Source organism: Sporosarcina sp. P29, from assembly GCF_002743265.1.
Classification (GTDB): domain Bacteria; phylum Bacillota; class Bacilli; order Bacillales_A; family Planococcaceae; genus Sporosarcina.
In genome coordinates this window covers 80,019-105,131 of record NZ_PDYX01000010.1, presented here as the reverse complement: position 1 = coordinate 105,131, position 25,113 = coordinate 80,019, and the positions used below count along the sequence as shown (strand labels likewise).

20 protein-coding genes and 1 other annotated feature (1 of these 21 cut by a window edge) are annotated in these 25,113 nt (G+C 38.3%); of the genes, 17 read left to right on the top strand and 3 right to left on the bottom strand.

The features are described from left to right. The first annotated feature begins 422 nt into the window (after window positions 1-422). The 6 genes from CSV68_RS10515 to cls all read left to right on the top strand — a co-directional run bounded on the left by CSV68_RS10515 (window position 423) and on the right by cls (window position 6,393). A complete protein-coding gene (locus CSV68_RS10515; RefSeq protein WP_099634304.1) occupies window positions 423-1,229 on the top strand; it encodes a YihY/virulence factor BrkB family protein in 807 nt (268 codons plus the stop codon). Further along, on the top strand, window positions 1,226-1,897 hold the full coding sequence (locus CSV68_RS10510) for a response regulator transcription factor (protein WP_099662090.1): 672 nt from the start codon (window positions 1,226-1,228) through the stop codon (window positions 1,895-1,897). The genes CSV68_RS10515 and CSV68_RS10510 overlap by 4 nt, the downstream gene beginning before the upstream one ends. Then, window positions 1,894-3,273, top strand: a complete 1,380-nt coding sequence (locus tag CSV68_RS10505; protein WP_099662089.1) for a sensor histidine kinase — start codon at window positions 1,894-1,896, stop codon at window positions 3,271-3,273. Before CSV68_RS10510 ends, CSV68_RS10505 begins: the two co-directional genes overlap by 4 nt. Before the next feature lie 74 nt (window positions 3,274-3,347). Continuing rightward, window positions 3,348-3,752 (top strand): hypothetical protein, encoded by a 405-nt coding sequence (locus tag CSV68_RS10500; protein ID WP_099634301.1) that lies wholly within the window; start codon window positions 3,348-3,350, stop codon window positions 3,750-3,752. A gap of 155 nt (window positions 3,753-3,907) precedes the next feature. Then, a complete protein-coding gene (locus CSV68_RS10495; RefSeq protein WP_099634300.1) occupies window positions 3,908-4,564 on the top strand; it encodes a hypothetical protein in 657 nt (218 codons plus the stop codon). 374 nt (window positions 4,565-4,938) lie between these two features. Beyond that, entirely contained in the window at window positions 4,939-6,393 is a 1,455-nt protein-coding gene (cls, locus tag CSV68_RS10490) for a cardiolipin synthase (RefSeq protein WP_099662095.1), read from the top strand. A gap of 93 nt (window positions 6,394-6,486) precedes the next feature. On the opposite strand, the gene CSV68_RS10485 is transcribed toward cls, so the two are convergent. Beyond that, window positions 6,487-8,625 (bottom strand): type IA DNA topoisomerase, encoded by a 2,139-nt coding sequence (locus CSV68_RS10485; RefSeq protein WP_099662088.1) that lies wholly within the window; start codon window positions 8,623-8,625, stop codon window positions 6,487-6,489. A gap of 384 nt (window positions 8,626-9,009) precedes the next feature. Here CSV68_RS10485 and CSV68_RS10480 point away from each other — a divergent pair, with 384 nt between their 5' ends. The 10 genes from CSV68_RS10480 to CSV68_RS10435 all read left to right on the top strand — a co-directional run bounded on the left by CSV68_RS10480 (window position 9,010) and on the right by CSV68_RS10435 (window position 20,925). After that, window positions 9,010-9,465 (top strand): tripartite tricarboxylate transporter TctB family protein, encoded by a 456-nt coding sequence (locus CSV68_RS10480; protein ID WP_158233028.1) that lies wholly within the window; start codon window positions 9,010-9,012, stop codon window positions 9,463-9,465. Window positions 9,466-9,480: 15 nt separating this feature from the next. Further along, window positions 9,481-10,989: a tripartite tricarboxylate transporter permease gene (locus tag CSV68_RS10475; protein ID WP_099634297.1), complete on the top strand. Its 1,509-nt coding sequence runs from the start codon at window positions 9,481-9,483 to the stop codon at window positions 10,987-10,989. A gap of 45 nt (window positions 10,990-11,034) precedes the next feature. Beyond that, window positions 11,035-12,030, top strand: a complete 996-nt coding sequence (locus CSV68_RS10470) for a Bug family tripartite tricarboxylate transporter substrate binding protein (RefSeq protein WP_158233027.1) — start codon at window positions 11,035-11,037, stop codon at window positions 12,028-12,030. A gap of 185 nt (window positions 12,031-12,215) precedes the next feature. After that, window positions 12,216-13,847, top strand: coding sequence for a chaperonin GroEL (gene groL, locus CSV68_RS10465; RefSeq protein WP_099662087.1), 1,632 nt, complete (start codon window positions 12,216-12,218; stop codon window positions 13,845-13,847). Window positions 13,848-14,105: 258 nt separating this feature from the next. Then, on the top strand, window positions 14,106-15,602 hold the full coding sequence (locus tag CSV68_RS10460; protein ID WP_099634294.1) for a carotenoid oxygenase family protein: 1,497 nt from the start codon (window positions 14,106-14,108) through the stop codon (window positions 15,600-15,602). 92 nt (window positions 15,603-15,694) lie between these two features. After that, window positions 15,695-16,399 carry an alpha/beta fold hydrolase gene (locus CSV68_RS10455; RefSeq protein WP_099662086.1) on the top strand — a complete coding sequence of 235 codons (705 nt, stop codon included), beginning with the start codon at window positions 15,695-15,697 and terminating at the stop codon, window positions 16,397-16,399. 160 nt (window positions 16,400-16,559) lie between these two features. Beyond that, entirely contained in the window at window positions 16,560-17,381 is an 822-nt protein-coding gene (locus CSV68_RS10450) for a beta-keto acid cleavage family enzyme (RefSeq protein ID WP_099634292.1), read from the top strand. 44 nt (window positions 17,382-17,425) lie between these two features. Then, on the top strand, window positions 17,426-18,859 hold the full coding sequence (locus CSV68_RS10445; protein WP_099662085.1) for an NAD-dependent succinate-semialdehyde dehydrogenase: 1,434 nt from the start codon (window positions 17,426-17,428) through the stop codon (window positions 18,857-18,859). A 27-nt stretch (window positions 18,860-18,886) separates the two neighbouring features. Continuing rightward, entirely contained in the window at window positions 18,887-19,822 is a 936-nt protein-coding gene (locus tag CSV68_RS10440; protein ID WP_099634290.1) for an amidohydrolase family protein, read from the top strand. A gap of 302 nt (window positions 19,823-20,124) precedes the next feature. Further along, a complete protein-coding gene (locus CSV68_RS10435; RefSeq protein WP_158233026.1) occupies window positions 20,125-20,925 on the top strand; it encodes an IclR family transcriptional regulator in 801 nt (266 codons plus the stop codon). Between the two features lie 87 nt (window positions 20,926-21,012). Here the strand turns inward: CSV68_RS10435 and CSV68_RS10430 are convergent, their stop codons facing one another. Continuing rightward, window positions 21,013-21,966 carry an alpha/beta hydrolase gene (locus tag CSV68_RS10430; protein ID WP_199168483.1) on the bottom strand — a complete coding sequence of 318 codons (954 nt, stop codon included), beginning with the start codon at window positions 21,964-21,966 and terminating at the stop codon, window positions 21,013-21,015. A 315-nt stretch (window positions 21,967-22,281) separates the two neighbouring features. Between CSV68_RS10430 and CSV68_RS10425 the strand changes: the two genes are divergently transcribed. Beyond that, window positions 22,282-23,169, top strand: a complete 888-nt coding sequence (locus CSV68_RS10425) for a stalk domain-containing protein (RefSeq protein WP_099634288.1) — start codon at window positions 22,282-22,284, stop codon at window positions 23,167-23,169. Window positions 23,170-23,224: 55 nt separating this feature from the next. On the opposite strand, the gene CSV68_RS10420 is transcribed toward CSV68_RS10425, so the two are convergent. Beyond that, entirely contained in the window at window positions 23,225-24,604 is a 1,380-nt protein-coding gene (locus CSV68_RS10420) for an alanine/glycine:cation symporter family protein (RefSeq protein ID WP_099634287.1), read from the bottom strand. 285 nt (window positions 24,605-24,889) lie between these two features. After that, window positions 24,890-25,113, top strand: a binding site (T-box leader); it runs 16 nt beyond the window's last position.

Genomic DNA, 25,113 nt, shown 5'->3' with positions numbered 1-25,113 from the left:
GTTAAGCTCTTCAGCGCCGATGGTAGTTGGGGGTTTCCCCCTGTGAGAGTAGGACGTTGCTAGGCACGCGAAGCCATTCCCTTTGGGGAGTGGCTTTTTTGTGCTTTATTATAGTAATTGATTGAATGTAGGATAGAAGAAATCATAGGTGTTGATAGATTTGCTCAATAAGTCATGCTAGCACTATCGCTCTACTTAACCGCTCAATAAATAGAGCACCCGCCTATCGCTCAATTGCCCCGTGCAGGTGCTCTACCACACTGCTCAAACGCTCCATATCCCAAACCAATCATTCACCACTCCCACTCCAACACCTAAGAAACCATTAAATTTATCTAGAAAATTTCATTTAACCTAATAGTCTAGGGTTTGTTGGGGTATATTGATAGTAAGACACGTACGATAGTAGAGGAGGGGATTCTATGATCATGATGATAATCAAACGCTTCTTTAAAGAACGCTTTTTTGATCAGGCTGCGCAGAACGCTTATTACTTGTTGCTTTCCGTGTTACCCTTTTTACTTGTAGTGCTGTCGATTGTGCAATTTCTACCTGTGCAGGAGGCTAGTATTTTAGCGTTGCTACGTCCATTTGTGCCAGACGAATCTTTTCAGCTGATTGAGCAAAGTGTTCAGTCCGTACTCTATAAAAGTCACGGAAATCTGCTTGCACTAAGTGTATTAGCTGCATTGTGGACGACATCGGTTGCGGTACAATCATTTGCACGTTCATTAGACATGGCGAACCGTAGGCTTCACCAACAGCCACTATGGATTAGTATAATTCGTAATCTTGGTGTAACCATTCTTTTTATGCTGATTGTACCGATGTCTCTATTTTTACCATTAATTGAAAAACTTATGCATACCGTCATTGCGTATTATGATGTACTAGATGCCTGGGAAGGCTGGTTGTATATTTGGCCCAATATAAAATGGGGACTTGGTACGTTCTTTTTATTTTTGTTCTTCTTATTATTTTATCAACTCATGCCAACTGGAAAGATGAAATGGAAGGAAGCGTTGCCGGGGGCTTTGCTTTCGGCCTTTGGCTGGCAGTTCGTTTCATTATTATTCGGTGAGTATGTATCACGGGTTGATTATTCTAGGCTGTATGGACAATTAGCAGGGATTATCATGCTTGTGTTATGGTTTTATCTAACAGCAGTCATTATTATTCTTTCTGGGTTATTGAATGCAGAGTGGAAAAGGAAGGGGAGAACTAAATGAAGATCTTAGTAGTAGATGATGATATACATATTTTAGAGTTGGTTAGTATTCATTTGAGACAAGCAGGCTATACCGTTGTGAAGGCAATGAATGGGCTAGAGGCGCTTGAGGTAGTCGATAGGGAGTGGCCTGATTTAGCCATCGTAGATGTAATGATGCCAGGTATGGATGGCTATACGCTGACGAAGAGGCTTCGTGAGGATACGGAAATACCAGTTTTGTTGCTGACGGCTAAAGGTGAGATGGAAGATAAGGAGCGTGGCTTTTTGGCAGGGTCAGATGATTATCTGGTGAAGCCATTTGAGCCGAAAGAATTATTGTTCCGGATTCATGCTATTTTACGGCGTTATGATAAAGCGATAGACCGAGTGATTCAGGTCGGTCCAATAGTTATCAATCGACAGAGTTATGAAGTAGTGCTTGGTAAGAAGTCATTACTGCTTCCATTAAAGGAGTTTGAATTGTTATCGGTGTTGGCTTCTCGTCAAAGTCAGGTATTTACACGAGAAGTGCTAGTAGAGCGTGTATGGGGCTTTGATTATGAAGGGGATGAGCAGACGTTGAGTGTACATATCAAACGTTTACGCGATAAGCTCGAGAAGCTTACGAACCAGGTGAAAATTGTCACGATACGTGGTGTTGGTTATAAGCTTGAGGTTTCAGAATGAAGTCGCTGTATGGGAAGTTTCTCGTGTTAACGGTAGGAATTATGCTAGCGAGTGCAATAGTGGCGTTTCTCTCCGTCAATACATATTATCACCGGTACTTGAAAGGTGAAAACGATGCGAAGAATGTTCAAGTTGCTGAGCAAATTGCGTTGTTCATTGAAGCGAATGACGGGATGGACTTACCTACATACTTCAATATGCTTGCTAGCACGGGTTATAAGTTGCTCGTCAAATCGCCTGCAGGAGACGCAACCGTATATGGCGAAGCGTTTCGGGATGATAACCTTGAGGATGAAGCGATCGAGAAAGTCTATAGTGGTGAAGTCTATCATGGCATGCGAGATCTAAAGGCAGAGACATTCGTGACGGGTTATTTCTCCAATGAGTCAGCTAATACAATAGGTGTACCATTTATATACGATGGAAAGACGTATGCACTATTTTTACGTCCAGATATTAAAATGCTCTTCACGGAAATTCACTATTTGCTTGGTGGCATGGTCATTGTCATGGCGATTATCAGTATTCTCGCCATGCTTGTCGTTGCGCGCAAGCTGATTGCACCGATTGTCGTGTTGACGAAAGCGACGAAGAAGGTAGGCGAGGAGCAGTTCACGAGTGAGCTGTCAATTGATCGACGCGATGAGATTGGGCAACTTGCAAAAAGTTTTCAGCAGATGATTGATCGTTTAAGTGAGAACGATCAGATTCGAAAGGTATTTGTTAGTGATGTGTCGCATGATTTCCAGTCACCGTTATTGAATATTAAAGGCTATGCAGACTTGTTATCGGATGAAGAGCTACCCGCTAATGAGCGCATACGTTATGCAGGAATCATTCAATCGGAAACAGAACGACTCTCGACGTTGACGAAGCAGCTATTATTGCTGACGTCACTAGATCAACTAATCTCTCCACTGCAGAAAAAAGCATTCCGTGTTGATCAGCAAGTGAAGGAAACAGTTCTAAAATTTCAATGGTTATTGCAAGAAAAAGAGATGTCTATCATGCTTGAAATTGATGAAGTTACATATGAGGGAGACCCTGCATTTCTTGAAAAAGTGTGGGAGAATTTATTGTCGAATGCATTGAAATATTCCCCGGACGGAGAAACGATTGATATCCGACTGACTGAGCAGGCAAATGAAGTCTGTTTCTCTATTGAAGATACAGGAATCGGTATGTCATTTGAAACAAAGAATCGTATATTCGACCGTTTTTATCGTGCAGATGACTCAAGAACACGTGAAGTAGAAGGGACGGGCCTCGGATTATCTATTGTTGAACAAGTGGTACGTCTTCACGACGGTCGAGTAGAAGTCGTCAGTGAGCTAGGTAAAGGTACGACATTCATTGTGTATTTGCCTAAATTGTAACAGGCTGTTCATCTTCCGTTCATCTTGGAGTGTTATGATACATGTAGTAGAAAGATGACAGGAGGAAATATAACATGCAAGAAAAGTGGAGTTTACGATTGATTCGCATTGCAGCGATTTTTGGTTTAATTGGAACGGTACTCGGTTCCCATATGGCGGGGGCAGGTTCGTATGCATTTCGTCCGATTCACGCGCATATTTTACTTGTAGGTTGGTTATCAGTGTTTTCATGGGGTGTGTTCTACAAAATTTACCGAGTCCGCGCTAGAAAGCTATTAACATTGCAAGGCTGGACAGGGATCATCGGTGCGATTGGTTTAACAGCGGGTATGTGGTTGCAGTTCATGCAACCCTTCAATATCAATGAAGTATTCGCGCTTATATTCTATATCGTAGGTGGTACCGTGCTATTAGTTAGCTTTGCTTTATTCGTAGTTGTAACCTTTATGATTGAAAAAACACCTGCTACACGTCAATGAATAGTTACCCAAGATTCCGGTTCACTCCGGGGTCTTGGGTTTTTTATTGTCGAATAACAAAGAAAAGTTTTTAACAATAATCAGTTGTTTCAACAAATATTTCAATCTGCCTATGACATACTTGAGCGACTTAACAGATGAAGGAGCGAATGACTATGACTGCTCGCAATCGGTTTCACCTCATTACAATTTGTTTTACTGTCTTGATTGCTGGGACGTTGTTAATTAAACAAACAGCAAGTTCGGAACAACAAAAGATTGAAACGATAGGAATAGACTATGCCCAGATGAATCAATCCGTGGAAAAAGTATTAAAAGATATGCCTGAAATAGCAGGCGAGCTGGCATCTATTCAATCCGGCATTCATAATAACAAGCTAGGCCAATCGTTCTCAACGAATAAGACAGAGTTCCGTTTACGTGTGAAAAATAATCTAACTGAACAGGAACACTCTTCTCCATTTCTAAGAGGAATCGCGGAGAAACAAACCGATCATTATCAAGAAGCCTTAGATATTGCGGAAGAAGCTTATGGGATTACGGTAACAGAAGATGAAATAGATGCATATATTAAAGAGAATGTCTCGACGATTTGGGATGCAGAAAAAAGAAAGTACGCTAAATCGCTACAATTAACGTTAAATGAACTGGACTATCATTTTGATCGAGATGTCTATGTGATGAATGTTCTATGGGAAAGAGTATTACCTATCGTGATGCAAGAGTTTCCTAGGCAACGAGGCGAAAGTGGACAAGCATATGGGAAGCGATTGAAAGAAGAGTTTTTCAGTGGAACAGAGGATTCTGCATAGAAATGCAGGAGTCAGATCAGCTTTAAAGAATGACTGGGTTTATCTACTCATACCTGTGCCAAATTGTTACTACCGAAGATTATTAGTTATTGTCTTATTATTTCTCGGGGAATATATACGCGAAATAAAAAGTAAGAATGAGTATTACTTGATTAAAATACTACATCCCTCTAGTGCTATGTATAAAAAGGCGAATACATCTTTACTATTTACCGTCTTCCATTTTGAAAGTGTGTATGCTGTATGCTGAATTCTCACCTTAATAAAATCACAGAAATAACAGCGAAAATTCATGCTATATGCTATATTAAAGACTACTTTCTAATGAAATGGAGCGGAAAAAAATGATAGAACTTCAAGGGATGTTGCTCGGTATGGAATTTGGTAATATCCTTACACTGCTCTTATCTATCGTCACAATTCTCAATATCCTGCTATTGGCATGGGTTTTATTTATCGAAAGAAGAGATGTAGGAAATACGTGGGCGTGGATTATGGTTCTAGTGTTCCTTCCTATTGTCGGTTTCTTTATTTATCTGTTCTTTGGACGTAGTTTAAAACAGAAAAACTTCTATAATCTTTCAGTTGCAGAAAGAAAGGCTGAAAAAACGGAAGTAGACAAACAATTATTGCCAGAAAACTTGGCTAGGCTAGAAAGTAATCCGTTATTAAAAGATCATACTGAATTAATTCATATGAATTTGAAATCATCTCATGCATTGCTCTCCAAAGATAATCACATTGAAATCTTTGATGACGGACATAAAAAGTTTGCTGCATTGTTTAAGGATATTAGCTCTGCAACTAAAGAGATCAATATCCAGTATTATATTATCCAGTCTGATTCACTTGGGACTAACTTGCGTGATCTGTTAATCCAAAAGGCAAAAGAGGGAGTAAAAGTCCGGCTCTTGTATGATGAAGTCGGCTCGAAGAAAACACCACCCAGATTCTATAATGAATTACGTGCAGTGGGTGGAGGAGTGGAAGTATTCTTTCCGTCGATGTTCCGGCTCGTGAACTTTCGGGTCAATAATAGAAATCATCGCAAGCTTTGTATCATTGATGGAGAAATTGCGTATATTGGTGGTTTCAATGTCGGAGACGAGTATCTCGGACTCGATAAGAAATTTGGTTATTGGCGCGATACGCACTTTAGAATTAGAGGCGGCGCGGTCAATCATATTCAAGGGAAATTCATTTTAGATTGGCATCAGGCCAGTAAAAAGGAGCCGGGTGACTGGGGAGATTACCTATTCCAGACCGAAAAACATATCGGCACAAGTCCAGTGCAAATTGTCTCGAGTGGTCCGAATTCTGAGACAGAACATCTGAAGAATATGTATATCAAGCTATTATTATCTGCTAAAAAAAGTGTCTACATTCAGACGCCATACTTTATTCCAGATACAAGCTTTATGGATGCCTGCAAAATTGCGTTGTTATCAGGAATTGATGTACAGATTATGATTCCATGTAAGCCTGATCATCCTTTCGTCTACTGGGCTACTTGGTCGTATGTAGGTGATTTGCTGGATTATGGCGCGAAGGTATTATTATATGAGAATGGCTTCTTGCACGCGAAGACGATTGTAGTGGATGAAGAAGTATCGGTAGTAGGTACTATGAATATCGATTCACGTAGTTTTCGGTTAAATTTTGAAGTGACTGCGATTGTTTATGATGAAAAAGTAGCAACACAACTGACAGATCTGTTTAACCAAGACGCGAAACTTAGTTCTGAGCTTACGAAAGAACGTTATGGGGAGAGGTCATTACTGATTAAGTTTAAGCAATCGATTTCTCGGTTGTTGTCTCCCGTACTATAAAGGTGTAAGAACTGTACAATACAAGTCTGTATAATAATCTCATGTAAAAAAGAAGCGGCATTGTGCCGCTTCTTTTTTGTATAAGTATTTCAGTTACATAAAGACCAAGTTCAGCTTGCCTTCTTTTAACTCCAATGCAGCGTCGAACTTCTTTCCATCGGCTGCGGTGAAGCCTTTGATGACGTTTGTTTGTCCTTTCGTACAGAGCAATTTTACTTGAGGTACAGTTAGTTTCTTTTTCAGGAAAAGTCCTGGGAAGGTTTGTTTGCAACCATTTTTATAGTTACTACAACCATAGAATTTAGGGTGTTCAATGATGTTGCCTTTGCCGCATTTTGGGCAAGGTGCAACTTCAGTTCTTGAGTACGATCCCTTTCCTGAAGAAGGCCGAGGGGGTAGCACAATATCAATTGTTTGTTTTTCTAGTTGGACGGGTACGTCTTCGATCAGTTTTTGGATAAACTTTGATACGCTACCGAGAAAGTGTTGGCCAGTGCCTTCACCATTACCTATTTTTTTTAAGTAGGTTTCCCATTTTGCTGTCATGGAAGGGCTAGCAAGTAGGCTACCTTCAATGGTCTGGCATAGTACACGTCCTTTATCAGTGATAGATACTATGTTTTTTGTGACGGATATATAGCCGTGTTTTTTAATCGTCTCGATAATACCGCTTCGTGTAGCTTCGGTTCCAAGACCTTCAATTTCTTTTAAAATATTCGTCTCACTTTGATCTTCCACCAATTTCCCGCATGTTTTCATCATCGCAATTAACTGACCTTCAGTATATGGTTTGGGAGGTTGGGTTGCGCCTTCTTTTATGCCGATTTCACTTTGCACGGTTTCCTCACGCTCAAGTGGTGGCAAGGCCGGTTCTTCGGAATCTTTTGCTTTCTTTGGTGTAGCGAAAAGCTCTTTCCAACCTGTATCACGTTCCGTTTTACCCGTCGTAAAGAACGGCAAACCATTGACGTCCGTAGTGACCTTTGTTTCAGTATACAAATAATCACGGTGGAACATAGCAAGCGTCGTTCGAACGACTTCTTCATATAGATTACGTTCGAGTGGTGACAACTTTGTCAGTGCTGCTTGTGTTGGCAGTTTCTTCGTTGGAATGATCGCATAATGTTCTTGTACTTTTGAGCTGTCTACATAGCGTTTTTTCGGTGAACGCGAGGCTATCTCAAATGGATGTTCGATTAACTTTTGATAATCTTCTATGGCTGCTTCTAAGTATGTGAATTCACTCGGTGTAATATGTCTTGTATCGGTCCTTGGGTAAGAGACGAGCTTTTTTTCATACAGAGTCTGCATCGTTTTTAAGACAGTTGCAGGACTCGCTTTCCAACGTCTATTGGCTGTTGCTTGCAAGGTAGAAAGGGAGTGCAACTGTGGCGGCGGCGTTCGTTTATCAGTATTCGTTAACTCTGTAATGACGCCAGGAGTCCGCTTAGTAATATTACGACTGTTTAGCGCTTCTGCAATTAATTCCCGCTTCGGCTCTTTTAATTTAGCTTTTCCTTTATATATTCCTTTTTCTGCTGTGAAAATAGCTTCTGCTTCGAAAAATGGCTCTGACACGAATGTCTCGATCTCGCGTTGTCGCTGGTAAATCAAATATACGGTTGGTGATTGAACGCGACCGATAGGGAATACTTCTTGAACTCCCTTGGCTTTCAAAAGCAATGTATAGAGCCTTGAACCGTTCATCCCTACGAGCCAGTCGCTAATTTGGCGCGCCTTTGCTTCTTCATAAAGTTGTAGATCTTGTCGATTATCTCGTAGATTCTCGAAGCCTTTACGTACTTCATCGGATTCTAGCGAGTTAATCCATAAGCGCTCAATCTTCTGGTTGCGAGCTCCCGTCATGTAGTAGATGGAGTAAAAGATATTGGATCCTTCGCGGTCTACGTCACATGCGTTAATGACATGATCCGTTGCCCGAATGAGCTTTTTAACGACTTGAAATTGCTTATATTTTCCTGGTGCGACTTGAAATTCGTAGCGCTCTGGCAAAATAGGCAAACTACCGAGCGACCAGCGTTTCCAGGCGGGATTGTATGTATGTGGTTCTTTCAATTCTACTAGATGACCGACGCCCCACGTAATGAAGGCACCTTGAGGAAATGTCTGGCATGGTTGGATTTCTGTATAGCCATCATGTTTACGAGTAGTAAATGCATCTGCATAAGCTTTTGCTTGGCTTGGTTTTTCTGCTAGGATGACCGGTTTCATGGGAACACCTCTTTCAATGATAAGATGGAAACGTTAGTTCTTGTATTATCTCATAAGAAGCAAACAAAGACACTCAGATTTAATTAGAATTCCTAAATGGTGAAAGTTTAATATTCATTTCTATAGTGATGCAATAAGTATGACCTTCTATAAGATGCGAATTCCGATGACGCTATAATTATGAGTAGTAATTCAGTCTAGAACAATAGTAGAAAGCCTTATAGTTATATTGAAATATAGATAAGCAGACGTCATAAACTTTACGTAATCAAATGAATAAATAGTTAAAAAACTGAAAAATAAAATATTGACATAGATGAAATCGTCAGTTACAATTTTCATATTAGTAAGTGAATTCCGCAAACGAAAAAAGAGGTGAGTGTATTGAATTCAAAAGCATTGTCAGTAGTTTTATTATTAGGGACTGGTTTGATAGGTATTATATATTATCTTTCAACTAATGGTCTGAGAAGATTGACGGGTTCAGATTCTGGAGAAATAGGAGCAGATTACTTTCCAAGATTATTGGCAATTATTCTTATAGCCTTAACGATCTTAAGTATAATACAAACACTTTTAGAAAAAGAAAGTGAGAAAATAGATTTAGGAAATTGGAAGATGGTTGTAGCTACAATAATATTAACACCTATATATATATTCTTATGGGTGAATGTTGGTTACTTCTATATTATAACTTTTATATTCCTATTCAGTCTGATTTATTTATACCAAGCGGATAGAAAGTCAAAAAGAATGTTGGTTATAAACGCTATTACTACATCTTCTGTTCTTGTCATTATCTATGTGTTTTTCGGTTTACTTTTAGACGTAACTTTTTAGGGAGGGGGGAATACTTTGAGCTTTTTAGATTTTGACTTCATGACTTTGTTAACGCTTTCAAACTTAATAGCGATCTTTGTAGGAACTATTGTAGGATTAATTATTGGCGCATTACCAGGATTAGGTGCAACAATGGCAGTAATTTTTTTACTACCGTTTACTTATACAATGGAACCAGTAGCGGCTGTTTTATTATTACTAGCAGCTTTCCAAGCAGCTGAATACGGTGGATCTATATCTGCAATTACTTTAGGCATACCGGGGACTCCAGCAGCAGTCGCTACTGCTCAAGATGGTATACCCTTAGCAAGAAATGAATCTCCGGGTAAAGCTTTAGGAATTTCCTTAAATGCGAGTGTAATTGGAGGAATTGTAGGAGCGCTATGTTTAATATTTTTCACAGAACCTTTTGCAAATTTTGCGCTAAGACTATCAGATCCAGAGTTTTTCTTGTTAGGTTTGATGGGATTGATTGCAGTAGCGTCAATCAGTCCGAAAGGTGAAATGACTAAAAGCTTAATTTCAGTTGTACTTGGTTTAATGGTAGGTACGATCGGCATGGACATGTTTACCGGTCAACCTCGTTTTATTATGGGGCAATTGGAACTGATGGAAGGCTTGGGAATTGTCGCTTTATTAATCGGTATATTTGCAATACCGGAAATTTTAAAAGTAGTAAAGGATGATCTGCACACTCAATTTGCATCTCAAGCGAGTAATCTTTCTACAAAGTTAACTAGGAAGGATATGAAAAGGATTGCTAAACCAATTGGCGTAGGTTCATCAATTGGAACAATATCAGGTTTGTTACCTGGATTAGGAACTGTTGCGGCTGCGTGGTTCTCTTATATTGCTGCAAAGAAGTTATCCAAAAGTCCAGAAACATTTGGAAAAGGAAATCCAGAAGGTATTGCTGCACCTGAATCAGCGAATAACGCTTCAGTTGGTGGTGCGCTTATCCCTTTATTTGCATTAGGCATTCCGGGCTCAGTAGGGATAGCAGTAGTGATGAGTGCATTTATCGTCCACGGTATTCAGCCCGGACCACGAATCTTTACAAAAGATCCTACATTAACATACGGCATACTATATGGTTTCCTACTAACTACACTCGCATTATACATAATTGGAAGACTTCTTACTCCTTTATTTGCAAGAGTGTTAGTAGTACCGAATTCTTTTCTTATGCCAATTGTTTATGTTATCGCCATAATTGGTGGATTTTCAGCGACTAACAGATATTTTGATATATGGCTATCACTAATCTTAGGACTTATTTCACTTCTCTTTGTTCTATCCCGCTTCTCAATTGCCGCTTTTGTTATGGCCTTTGTATTGAGTCCGGTCATTGAAGTCGGCCTGAGACGGTCTTTATTAATTTCGGGAGGTGGTTACTCTATTTTCCTTACAAGACCAATTTCATTACTATTATTAATAATCATTATTTTAATGTTAATGACACCGGTTTTCAGGAAGTTTGGTGAACGTCGAAAAAGAAAGAAACTAGAGAGTAATTCAAGATGATGAATTTTAGAAATAGATGTACTAAATAATAAGGGGGATACAACATTGAAAAAAATTACAGGAATTATCTTGTCAGCATTATTGCTTTTGATCATCACAGCATGCTCAGGTAAAGGAGATGCCAATTCAAAAGATACAGGATCAGGAAAAGCAGATTTTCCTGAAAAACCAATAACAGTGCTAGTTCCTTATGCTCCAGGGTCGTTTCCTGATAATAGTGCACGTAAACTAACACAACTAGCTGAAAGTAATTTACCAAATGATCAATCCTTTAATATTGAAAATGTTGAAGGTGGCGGCGGAATTATTGCTATGACTCAATTAATGAATGCTAAGCCAGACGGTTATACGATCGCTTACGGCTCAGTTTCTCATGTTAGTGTGCTACCACATATGGGTGACGCATCATTCTCCCATGATAGTTTTCAACCTATTATGAAAGATTTTGCACCTATTCCTTTGCTTATGGTGCGTACTGATGCTCCGTATAATAACTTTGAGGAATGGAAGGAATACGCAGAAGCTAATCCTGGTAAATTCTCATATGCAACAACTGGGCCGGGTAGTATTTCGAATCTAAACATGGTTGCTTTAGCAAAAGAACTTAATCTCGATGTTAAAAACATAACATATGAAGGTGGTTCACAAGGGATTACAGCGTTATTAGGTAAGAATATCGATGGTGCTGTTGTTATGCCAAGCGATGCATTAGAACATATTGAAGCTGGAACACTTAAACCAATATTTGAATTTGGTCAAGATACAGAATATGAAGACGCAGAATCACTTGGAAACTTAGGCCTACATGAAGGCATTCAGGCATTCAGTATGTTATTTGCACCAAAAGAAATTCCGGAAGCGGAGCTAGAAGTATTACATGATGCATTTAAGAAAGCACATGAAAGTGATGAATACAAAGAATACACTGAAAGCATAAATGCGAAGCAATTTTACTTGAATCCTGAAGATTCACAAAAGAATGTCACAGAAACATATGATTTAGTAGGAAAACTTTTGAAAGAACTAGGACTCATCGAGTAAATAGATTGAAATATAGTTAATAAAATTTAAGTAGATGTTGGAAGAATTTTATTCTTACCGACATCTACTTAAATTTTATGTTTTGTATCTTGAATAAAACGTTAGAGTTACTGAAAAGCTTAACTTTAAGTTAATTGAAACAAACTATTATATGTAGTTTGAATTGCATAAGGAGGGGTCTACTCATGGCAAAATATATGAAGTTCGATGAAGACGCACGTAAACTTATGTTACAAGGAGTCGAAAAGGTAGCTAATGTAGTTAAAGTAACACTTGGTCCCAAAGGTAGGAATGTCGTTCTTCAACAAGAAGTCGGTCCACCTTTAATTGTAAATGATGGAGCAACAATAACTAAGGATCTCAAGCTTGAAAATCCTTTTGAGAACATAGGCGCACAGTTACTTATCCAAGTAGCGACAAAAACGAATGTTGTTGCGGGTGATGGAACGACGACATCAATTGTATTGGCTGAAGCGATGATTAAAGAAGGATTGAAAAACATTACTGCGGGAGCAAATCCTGTATATGTTCGAAAAGGAATTGAAAGGGCTTTAACTGTTGCCACTACAAAATTGCAAAAGCTATCAAGAGAAGTCCAAGGTAAAGCATTAATAGCTCAGATTGCCACAATTTCTTCGGGAAACAGTGAAATTGGGGAGATTATTGCTGAGGCAATGGAGCATGTTGGAAAAGACGGTGTAATTACACTTGAAAAATCACATGGATTTACGACTGAGCTTAAAGTGACGGAAGGAACACAGGTTAATACAGGTTATAGTTCTACACGCATGGTAACTGATGAGAGAAAAATGGAAGCGATTTTGAAAAATCCATACATCTTAATTACTGATTATAGTATCGATGAGCTACAAGAGGTTCTGCCAGTAATTGAATATACAAATGAAAAAAATAAGCCGCTTTTAATTATTGCAAAAAGTATTTCAGAAAAAGCTGTTGGGAGTATTATTTTTAATAAAATTAAAGGGAACCTCGATGTTACAACAATTAAAGCTCCTGGCTTTGGTCAAAGACAAAAGGCTATGTTAGAGGATTTAGCGATCCTAACTGGCGGTCAAGTCATTACAAATGATATCGGGCTAGATTTAAAGTCAATGTCTATGGAAAGTCTAGGCCATGCTGAGAAAATTGTGGTTTCTAAGAATAATACTGTGATTATTGGTAGTGGTGGAAAGAAAAGTGACATTGAATCGCATGTGAATTCTATCTATGAGCAACATAATAATTCATCTATGAATCCAGAAGATCAAAAATACTTAAGGGAACGTTTGAGTAAATTGGCTAACGGTATAGCAACTATTCAAGTAGGGGCATATACAGACGCAGCACTACAGGACCAAATGCTTCGTATTCAAGATGCATTAAGTTCAACTCACGCCGCTGTTGAAGAAGGAATTGTACCTGGCGGAGGAGTCGCATACTTAAATGTTTATAAAAAAGTAATCAAGCTTTTAGATACAACTTCTGGAGATGAGCAAGTCGGGGTGAAGCTATTTTTACGTGCACTAGAGGAACCAGTCCGCCAAATCTCTTTAAATGCAGGGTACTATAATTCATCGGTAATTGTAGAGCATTTGAAAACGGAAGTAGATGGAGTAGGGTTTGATGCGCTAAATGGTGAATGGGTAGATATGTGGGAACAAGGAATTGTTGATCCTGCTAAAGTGACACGTACCGCACTTCAAAATGCGGCCTCTGTTGCAGCGATGTTTATTACAACAGAGGCAAGTATTGTAATCAAGCCAGGCGATGAGGATATGTATTCTGATGACTTGAGTGATATGATTCATCATCATTAAAATCAACATATATCTTATTATCAATTATTAATGGACGACTTCATAACAAAAAGCTGTTGCAGATAGAAATTATCTAATTCACTATACGGATTTCCTTGTCAGACTATTTGCGCTTTTGTATTGACTAAACAGTAGAATAAGTTTACAATTTAATTAACACAAAAGATATTTAATTCCACATAGGGAATTATCGTGAAAGCGCAAACATTTAATTAAACTATTTACAAAAATAAATTTAATAGAGAAAGGGAGATACAAATGATTAAAGTTGAAAATGAAGTAAAGTTAACAATTGCCGAGGATGAAACAAATCCATTTTTACTAGGACACTTTGAATCTGTTGGAAAAGAGTACACAGCGACGACTGAAAGTTTAGAAGTCATTGGAGAGATTCCTAAAGACCTAAACGGTGTTTATGTTCGTAACGGACATAACCAAGTTCACGCTCCGATGGGTGTTTATCATCCTTTTGATGGGGATGGTATGCTTCACGCGGTACATTTTGAAGAGGGGAAAGCTACTTATCGTAATCGCTTCGTTCGTACCACTGGATTTTTAGCGGAAGAAGCCGCTCAGAAGTCACTGTGGTCTGGTATTTTAGAACCTCATTTAACGACACGTCAAGGTTGGGGAAGCATGGGGACAATGAAAGATAACGCGGGTACAGATGTTATTGCGCATGGCGGTAAATTATTAGCGTCGATGTCACAATGTAGTGAAATAAATCGTATGGATCCAGTTACGTTAGAAATGCTTGAACCGGATGCATGGAATAACACTGTTGCTCCACAAGGAATTTGTTCACACTTTAAAGTAGATAACGATACTGGAGAATTAATGTTCTTTAACTTCAGCGAAACATACCCATATATGAATTATGGCGTTGTAGGACCTGATAGCAAATTGAAGCATTATGTTCCAATCGACTTACCCGGTATACGTTGGCCACATGATCTTGGAGTCACGAAAAACTATTCAATTCTTCACGACTTGCCATTTATATTTGATCCGAAGTTATTTGAAAAAGGAGAACGTAAAGTAACATTCTTTGATGATATGCCTGCTAGATTTGGTATCATTCCACGTCACGGAACGAACGAAGACATTAAGTGGTTTGAAGCAAAATCTTGTTTTATTTTACATTTATCAAACTGTTACGAAGATGGCGATAATGTGATAATGGAAGGCTGCGTAACATTTAATCCGGGAAAACCTGAAGTAGGTAAACAGGGTAGCAATGCAACTGACAAAATTAAGCAAGCAATGAACAAGACAGCTACACAATATAGAATGTATCGCTGGACATTCAACTTAAAGACAGGGAAAACGAAGGAAGATTTCCTGGATGAGGAAGCTACAGAATTCCCAGTGGTTAGTAATGATTACGTCGGTAAAAAGTATCGTTACAGCTATAACTCAACATTGAACTCGGATATAAATAAACCTTGGTATCTAACAGGGCTTATAAAATATGATTTAAAAGAAGGTACAAGCCAAAAGTATGAATATGGTGAAGATCGTTTAGGAAGTGAACCACATATCGCAAGACGTACAAATGCAATTGAAGAAGACGACGGCTATTTAATTACACTAGTCACGGACTTAAAAAAAAATCAATCTGAATGTCTAATTCTTAATGCAAGTGATTTAACGTTGGGGCCAGTAGCAAGAATTATTCTACCACACAGAATCCCAACTGGAGCACACGGGGCATGGGTTGAAGGCGCACGAATTAAGGGAGAATTAGTTAAATAAAAACACATCAGCCCTCACTTTTATAAAAAAAGTGGGGGTCAAATATAAATGGGGATTACTTTATTCGTCTAACTAGAGAAGGAGTTACAAATATGCCTAAATATGCGGAAAACCTAGTCTTAATTCCTGGTTTAAATAACACAAAGCAAACGTGGGATGGTGTATTAGAAGCGCTACCGAAAACAATTAATGCTTTCCCGGTAGATGTTCCTGCAATCCCAAACATTGATGACATAGCGAAAGATTTGTTGAAAGATTTACCGGAAAAATTCCACTTAGTTGGTCACTCATTTGGTGGTTTTGTAGCTTTAGCCATTCTTGCAAATGCACCGGAAAGAGTATCTGCGCTCTCATTAATAGGAACAAATGCGGAAGCAGATAGTGAAACTGGAAAAGAGTTTCGTAAAAAAGCGATTGCTAGAGTAGAAGCTGGTGAATATGAAGACATGGTGAATGCTGCAGCCCACCGAACATTCCACCCGGATAATTTGGATAATGCTGAACTACAAGAAATTCGCGAACAAATGTTAATAGATTATGGTCCAGATCGCTACATTGCACACGCGAAAGCAATAATGAATAAACCAGATCGAGGATCTTTATTAGCTAATACAGATATTCCATATTTATTCATAGCAAGTAAGGACGATTTAGTTATTCCATTAGAAAGCACAAAAGCCATGTTGGAGTATGCTCCTAACGCTGTATTTAAAACCATTGAAAAAACGGGTCACTTAGCGCCACTTGAACAACCAGAGGCACTTACAGAGATCCTGTTACCGTGGTTAGAGATATAAACAGTACACTTTTACGTCATTACTATAAAGAATAGTTTGTAGCAAGCGGTCATTATTCTAATGAGTTGCCTACAGTTATAATATTAGTGCCGTTAAATATATTTCATTTTGTACGTTATTTGTAAAGTATATCAATATAATTATTGGGGAGCTGTTTTGAATGGAAAAACTAATTATTACTGTTGCACCTACAGGAACCGGTACGACAAGAGAAGACACACCATATCTTCCTCTTACACCAAAGGAAATTGCAGAAGAAGTACATTTAGCTTACAAAGCAGGAGCGGCAATTGCACATATGCACGTTCGTGATGAGGACGGAAAACCTTCAATGGATAAAGAGATCTATCGTGATTTAGTAGAGCGAGTGAAAGAAAAATGCGGCGAGGAACTTATTATTAGTTTAACTTCTGCAGGTAAACATGGAATTACAGACGAAGAACGCTTAGAGTTTTGTGACCTATCACCTGATTTTGGTTCGCTAGACGCAGGTTCACTCAACTTAAAAAACTTTGTGTTTATGAACTCACCTCAGTTTTTAGAAAAGCTTGCTAAAAAAATGCAGGAAAATAATGTTAAGCCGGAAATTGAAGTATTTCACCCCGGCATGATTTCCAATGCTCAAAAATTAATCGATGCAGGTTTAATTACGGGTTCATTACACTACTCGATCGTTTTGGGTGCTGATGGCGGCATGCCGGCAACACCAAAAAGTTTACTATACTTTTTAGATTCACTACCTGAAGGGTCAAGTTGGGGAGTTGTAGCTTTTAAAAACCAATTAGCAATGAATACATTAGCGATAAGCCTTGGAGGACATGTTCGTGTAGGAATGGAAGATTACGCTTATATTAGACCAGGTGTTTTAGCGAAGACAAATGCGGAGTTTGTTGAACAAATTAAAAAAATTGCTCATGAATTTGGACGGGAAATTGCTACACCGGTTGAAGCAAGAGAAATGTTACTTGGAAGCAATAACTAAAGACTCGTTCGTATAGAGTAGGAAGTACTAATAGGAGGGAAACAATGTATATAAATGGAGAATGGTTAAAAACAGAATCTGAATTAGAAATAAAAAATCCTGCAACGGGTGAAATTGTTGATACTGTCTATTTAGTAGGTAAAACGGAAACTAAACGGGCTATTGACGCTGCCAAAGAGGCATTTCCTTTATGGTCAGGACTGACGTCAGAAGAACGTAGCAACCATATCCATAACGTTGTTGCAAAACTGGAAGAGAAAAAAGAACATCTTGCTCAAGTCATTACTAAAGAAATGGGCAAATCAATTCATAATGCAAGATATGAGGTCGGCAGTACAATATCATTCTTTAAATGGTATGCAGAAGAAGCACGTCGTGTCTATGGTGACGTAATGCCAATATCCACAAAAAATAAACGGGCACATGTCATTAAACAACCAGTGGGTGTAGTTGCAGCAATTACTCCCTGGAATTTCCCTTTATCTATGGGTGCTAGAAAGCTTGGCCCTGCATTAGCGGTTGGCTGTACTGTTGTATTAAAACCATCATCTGAGGCACCGTTATCATCACTTGAGCTATTTAAAATATTCGATGAAGCTGGTCTGCCAAAAGGCGTGGTGAACTTAGTAATTGGGAAATCTGAAGAAATTGCTCAAGTAATTATGGATAGTAAAGATGTACGAAAAATAACATTCACTGGATCAACTGAAGTTGGAAAGCATCTAATTCGTCAATCAGCTGATACTGTAAAGCAAGTTTCAATGGAACTAGGTGGTCATGCACCATTTATAGTTTTTGATGATGCAGATCTTGATTTGGCTGTTCAAGGCGTTATAGGTAGTAAATTCGCTTCTAGTGGCCAACAATGTGTATGTACAAATCGGGTGTATGTTCAAGAAGCTGTTTACGAAGAATTTGCAGAGAAATTTAAAACAGCAGTCGGTAAGATGAAAGTTGGAAATGGCTTAGATGAAACAAATCAAATGGGCTCGCTTGTAAATGAAAAAGCAGTGAATAGTGTACATAGCCAAGTAGTCGATGCGGTTGATAAAGGGGCAAAGGTACTGGTTGGCGGAAAAAAACTTAAAGGAAATGAATATTCAAAAGGATACTTTTATGCGCCTACAGTCTTAGGGAATGTAACTGAAGATATGGATATTACTAAGGTAGAAACATTTGGACCTGTAGCACCATTAATTTCATTTGTTACAGAAGCGGAAGCGGTACAAAAGGCAAATGACATTGAATATGGTTTGGCCTCTTATTTTTATACAAATGATTTATCTCGCGTGCACCGTGTCTCAGAGAAACTAGAATACGGTATGGTCGGTGTTAATGATTCTGCACCATTCTCAATGCAAGCACCTTTTGGGGGTATAAAGGAAAGCGGGTTAGGGCGTGAAAGCGGTAAGTATGGATTAGAGGATTATCTAACAACAAAAGCAGTATCTGTTATGTTCAATACAGAAGAAGGGTAATTGCCAATTGGAAGGATGATATAATTAATGTTTGATGTTCATTCACACTTTATTCCAGATAAAGTCCTTCAATGGTTAGAACTAAATAAAGATAAAGTGCATTCTCGCCAGGTTAGCAGGGGAGAAAATCAACCTAAATTGATGATAATTAATGACAAGTGGGCCTTTACTTTATCAGAAGCCTTTATTAATGAGGAATTACATCGATCCGAGCAAATAAGAGCTGGCATTCGACATACACTTATATCACCATTGCCACAACTTTTTTTATATGATTTACCATCTGAGATTACAGCAGAACTATCGTCAATATATAACAGTGAAATTATTGAATTGGTAAAGCGAAATAAAGATGTATATTCTGGACTAGCAACTATTCCACTTAATAATCCCAAACTAGCTGCAGAAGAATTAAGAATGGCAATGGAAGCTGGTTTAAAGGGAGCAATTATCGGTACAGGAATATCAGATTTACTTTTAACAGACAGTTCCTTTTTGCCGGTATGGGAAGAAGCGGATCGATTGGGTGCTATACTCTTTATTCACCCATTACTTAGTGAAGATAGTCGTCTTGAAAAAAGGAGAATGTCTACGCTAAGTGGTGTGCTTTGGGAGACGACTATTTGTAGTACTGACATTTTATTAAGTGATTATTTGGATAAGTATAGAAATGTAAAAATCGTTTTGGCACATGGCGGTGGTTTCTTGCCATATCAAATTGGACGTCTGAACAGGGGTTATGAACAATGGACTGACGTTTCTGAGGTTTTAAAAGCTCCACCAATTGATTATCTAAAACGGTTTTGGTTTGATTCCGTTCTATGGAATAAGGAAGCACATGATTACTTAGTATCTATTGTCGGTATAGATCGAGTACTACCAGGATCTGATTTTCCGTTTGAAATTAGTGAATTTCCGCCTAATCACTTAGATGAAACCGCATGGAAAAAACTGTTTATGTAAAGTTCTCAATGGAAGACTCATTCACTAAGTGAGCAAAATACACGAAGTGAGATTAGAAAATGAGGATTTACTATTTCTTAAATTAGTAAATCCTCATTTGAACGACTTCTTATTTAATTCAATATACTATTTCAACAATAACATATTGGTGTAAATAAGAAATAATTCTAGTTAGTTAGTATTGTAGTAGTTCTTGGTTATTACTGTAAAAATTAAAAGTTGTTACTGAATAGTGGTTCAGAATTATGATAATATATGATACACTAACTAATAATAAAATACTAAAAGTGGAGGGCATGAATTTGAAAATTCTAGAAAGTGAAAGTAAACCAAGTCAAGTACCTGCACTAGATTCTTCAATAAAGATCCTTGAATTATTGGCTACACAAGGTTATCAGCATGCGAAGTTAACTGAGATTTCAGAAGCAACTGGTATTAATGTTAGTACATGCCTAAGAATTTTAAGAACACTTGAGAAAAAAAGTTATGTTGTGTTTTCGAGTAATTCAAAAGAATATTCATTAGGTACACCATTAATTGCATTAGGTAATCGCGCTAGAGAAGTTAATGACTATATCGAAGTAGCTAGTGCGTATTTGAAAGAACTTGCTAAAACAGGTTCAACTTTTGTTTTAGTGAAAAGAGTCCGGAAATCTCATCTTATGTATGTAGCAAAGGAAGAACCTGATTTGAAAGTACGATTAACAGTATCGGCAGGCGATTCATTCCCGATTACTGCTGGCGCACTTGGCAAATGCTTTTATGCATATTTAGACAAAGAAGATGCTGAAAATGTATTAAATGATGTTATGTTGAATGAACATTTAAAAAAGTATACGGAGAAATCGGTTATAACAAAGCAAGATTTAGATGCCCAACGATTAAAGATTCTTGAAGAAGGAATTGCTGAAAGTCACGAAGAATATTCATTAGGTATCTCAGCGTATGCTTGTCCGATATTTGACGGCGATGGTAATATTATTTTAGGTTTAGGTACGTATATACCTACTTCATTAATCAACCAAATTGGTATAGATGAGATTAAGGAAGTAATGAAGTCTTCTGCAGAAAAAATTACACATGCGATCAGAACATTAGTTTAGAACAGAATATATAGTATCAAAGGAAATTGGAAAATACACCCTCGAGTTTAACATTTGGTTAAATTCGAGGGTGTATTTTATTGAAATTTATGATGTTTGTTTATTAGTATTTAAATTTTCTTCTATTGTATTCAAATGTTTTTTAAACCATTCAATGGCTTCACTACTATATGCATCGAATTTTTCTGTATAAGGTGTGAAATGGTGTCCATCAATTACAAGCAGTTTTTTAGGTTCTTTTGCGTCTTCGAAAGCGGTAACTGCTAAATCTGTTGGTGTAACAGTATCATCTCCTGCAACTAGTAGCAATAGTGGCGTAGGTGAAATCAAAGAAATAAAATTACCAGGATTATATGAACGTGAGAGTTCTATAGAGCGAATAGTCACTTCATTTTTCCAATTTGGAGAAAGAGCACCTCCCGATAAATACCAGTCTACTGAATCTTTATCCATATATATACCTTCATCACCCTCAAATTCAGGAACGATCTTACGGCGTGTTGGCTCTCCGCCTTGCATACGTACTTTTCGGTCTTCATAAAAACTATCTAATAATGCAGGTACATCATTAGGTACCACTCTTCTAGCAGATGATTGAGAACCACTAATAGTAGGTACTTGCGAAACGATACAACGTACTCGTTTGTCCATAGCTCCGACCATTAAGACATGTCCACCACTATAACTAGAACCCCAAATACCAATTCTTGAACTATCCACTTCTTCTAACGAACTCATAAAAGTAATGGCATGTTGGTAATCAAGCACTTGTTCATAAGGATTGATTTCTTGTCTTGGATAACCGTCACTATCCCCAAAGTTTCGGTGATCATATAAAAGAACAGCAAATCCATTGACCGCAAATATTTCAGCAAAATTATCTACGTACATTTCTTTTAATGAACCATATCCATGTGCCATTATAATACCAGGAAAACTTGAATCCACATTGTTAGGCAAGTAGAGCCAACCCCTTAGTGTAATACCTTCTGCATTAAATTCTACAGACTTTTTACTGAATGAATGAACGATTTTACTCAAATTATTTTCACCCCATACCGTATAATGTAAGTTTCTCTTATCTATATTTATACACTATAATTCCGCGACTGTAAACAGTTTTCGTATATAAACATATATAAGCATAGTAAATAAACTATATTCTAGCTAACGTTTCCTTATTTAAAAGTATTAAACTTACATGGGACTACTAACAGCTTCTCGAATGTACTATAGAAAATGTATTGGCAATTCGATAGAGCCATAAGGTTGGCTTGTAAAACCAAAAATTACCGTAACCTTTTCAACTCCCATACGAACTACTATATAGAACCTATAGTAAGGAGCGGAAATTTTATGAGATTGAATAAGATTGCATCATTTGCATTGTCGGCATTGCTTATTGGCAGCGTAGCGGTACCTGCAACAGTTAGTGCGAAAGAGGATGTGAAGATCGAAGTGACATCTGATGAAAAAGCTTTTGTTAAAGTAGAGGGAACAATCGATGGTATGGAAAAGAATGATGGGTTAACACTTTACACAATTAAATGGAAAGAAGAGTCTTTTGTATTGGCTATTACAAAAGACACGCTAATTTTCGATAATACGGGTAAGAAGGTAAAAATGAAAAAAGGTGACAAAGTGTCTGCCTATACTCATGCAGAAAAGCCAATGATTATGATTTACCCACCCCAATATACTCCAGATGTTGTTATTGTTGAAAATGATGAAGCAAACACAGCAATAGTTGGTATATTTGATGATGAATTGGTGGACCCGTATTTGAAGCTTCAATTAAATGTAGATGACGGTGCAGACATTTCCAGTGCTTCCGGAGATAAAGTGAAGGCTAACGACTTAAAAGGTAAAGACTTACTAGTATTCTACAAAGAAGCAACTCGAAGTATTCCAGCCCAGACAACGCCGGAGAAAGTAGTAATACTAGACGTAAATGCGGTAGATGAAGATGCCACCATAGAACAGATGATAGAAGACGATCATTATATGGTCGAGGGTGTGAAGATGGTACCACTTCGTTTGCTTGCTGAGAAACTTGGATATGTCGTGGATTCGACTGGTGTGGGGGCGGTCGTTTCAAAAGGTGCTCCATCTTACACGATTACTCGTGGACAGAAGGAATATGGCTATAATAAATCATTGTTGAAATTTGAAGCAGCACCGGAGTTGCTCGAACCGAAGAAGACCTATGTACCCGTAGAGTTTATTGAAGAAATGATGAAGTGATCAAATTATAAAAAAGGCAGGAGTCCACGGACTCTTGCCTTTTTTGCCATTTACATCAAGACTTATTTTTCTTTTGTTTTTTTTCTGTCGGATAGAGGTTTGTAAAGTAATCGTTCGTAATGTCCCGTACTTGTCCGCTTAAGAATAGTACCGCAATCACGTTAGGAATCACTACAATTGCGAGTAATAGATCAAGGAATTTCCAGACGAACTGCAATCCACCAAGTGCCCCGATTATAATAGCCGTGATATATGCGACACGCAGAACGATAGAGAAATTAGGCCCGAATAAGAACTCCGCTTGCTTTTCTCCATAATAAATGATCACTACAATTGTGGTAATAACGAACAAGAATAATACGATGGATATGATAATCCCACCAAGGGAAGCACCAAATACCGTAGCATATGCTTCGGTCACCATGTTCGCTGCGTTATCTGCATCAATGACTTCCCAGACGCCTGTTGTTAGTATGACAAGGGCAGTCATGGTACAAACAATCAATGTGTCCACAACGACTTCAAAGACGCCCCAGAAACCTTGTTTGGCGGGATGACTATTCACTGCAGCTGCATGGGCAATCGGTGCAGTACCGATACCGGCTTCATTGGAATATAATCCACGAGCGAGTCCCCAACGTATGGCCGCGGCAACACCGGCACCTGCGAATCCACCGGCTGCTGAAATTGGTTGGAATGCATGTGTGAAAATCAAGCCAAATGCTGCAGGCACTGCATCCACATGAAAGCCAATAATAATGAGAGCAGTTAACATATAAATCACGACCATAGACGGAATTAGACGTTCCGTTACGCGCCCAATTGCTTTAATTCCACCAAATGAAATGAGGGCAACTAGTAAAGCGACGAAAATACCCGTTATGATTGGAGATAAACCAAATGAACCTTCCAAGGTCGTAGCGATGGAGTTAGATTGCACCATAGTACTCGCCATAACTTCTAACATGAGAGCGAATGCAAAGATATACGCAACCTTTTTCCAACCAAGTCCTTTTTTTATGTAATACATCGGACCACCGACGTAATCGCCGGCAGCATTCTTTTCACGATATTTGATACCGAGCACGACTTCGGAATATTTCGTGCCGATTCCGATCAGTGCGACCACCCACATCCAGAAGATTGCGCCTGGCCCACCTAATGCTATGGCTACAGGAACTCCCACAATGTTTGCTGCACCCATTGTGGAAGCAAGTGCTGAGGTTGTTGCTTGGAAAGGGGTTAGCGTACCGTCCCCAGAGCCTTTAGACATGATTTTTCCAAAAGTTTGACGAAAAATGTGTGGCATATAGCGAAACTGGAAGAACTTGAGACGAATTGTGAGGAATAGTCCGCCTCCTATTAGTAAAATGATGATGGGTAATCCCCATAAAAAATCCGAGACAATTTCTACCCATTTCGTAAACGCATTCATTGGCACCGACTCCTTTTGTAGTTTGAGACTACTCAAACATCTAGTTGTTTTGTTTCGGTTTACGAATTAGTTGTCTACTATACTAGTGAATCGATGGAAGAAATGTCAAATGAAAATAGAAATGTATGGGTTTTTGGTACTTGAGTCATTGCTGACAGATACACATCGAAAAGCATATTTAGAAAATATTGATAAGACGCTTGCTCACCATGTATAGTATATAGAATTATTTGAAAACTATTGACAAAGAGCTTAACACCATGTAGTATTACGTTCAATATTACATTGCAGACTAAGAATGGAACTAGTAAAAATGTTTTGTGTCTTTATAGAGAGCTGATGGTTGGTGAAAATCAGCAGACGCACATTTTGAACTCATCCATGAGTCACTCCCTGAAAGTTCTACAGTAAGGGGCGTCGGTTTCCTCCGTTAACGGGATAGACAGTGATAGCTGTCGATAAGTGGATTGGCCAAGTATGGCGAATCAATTAGAGTGGTACCGCGAGTT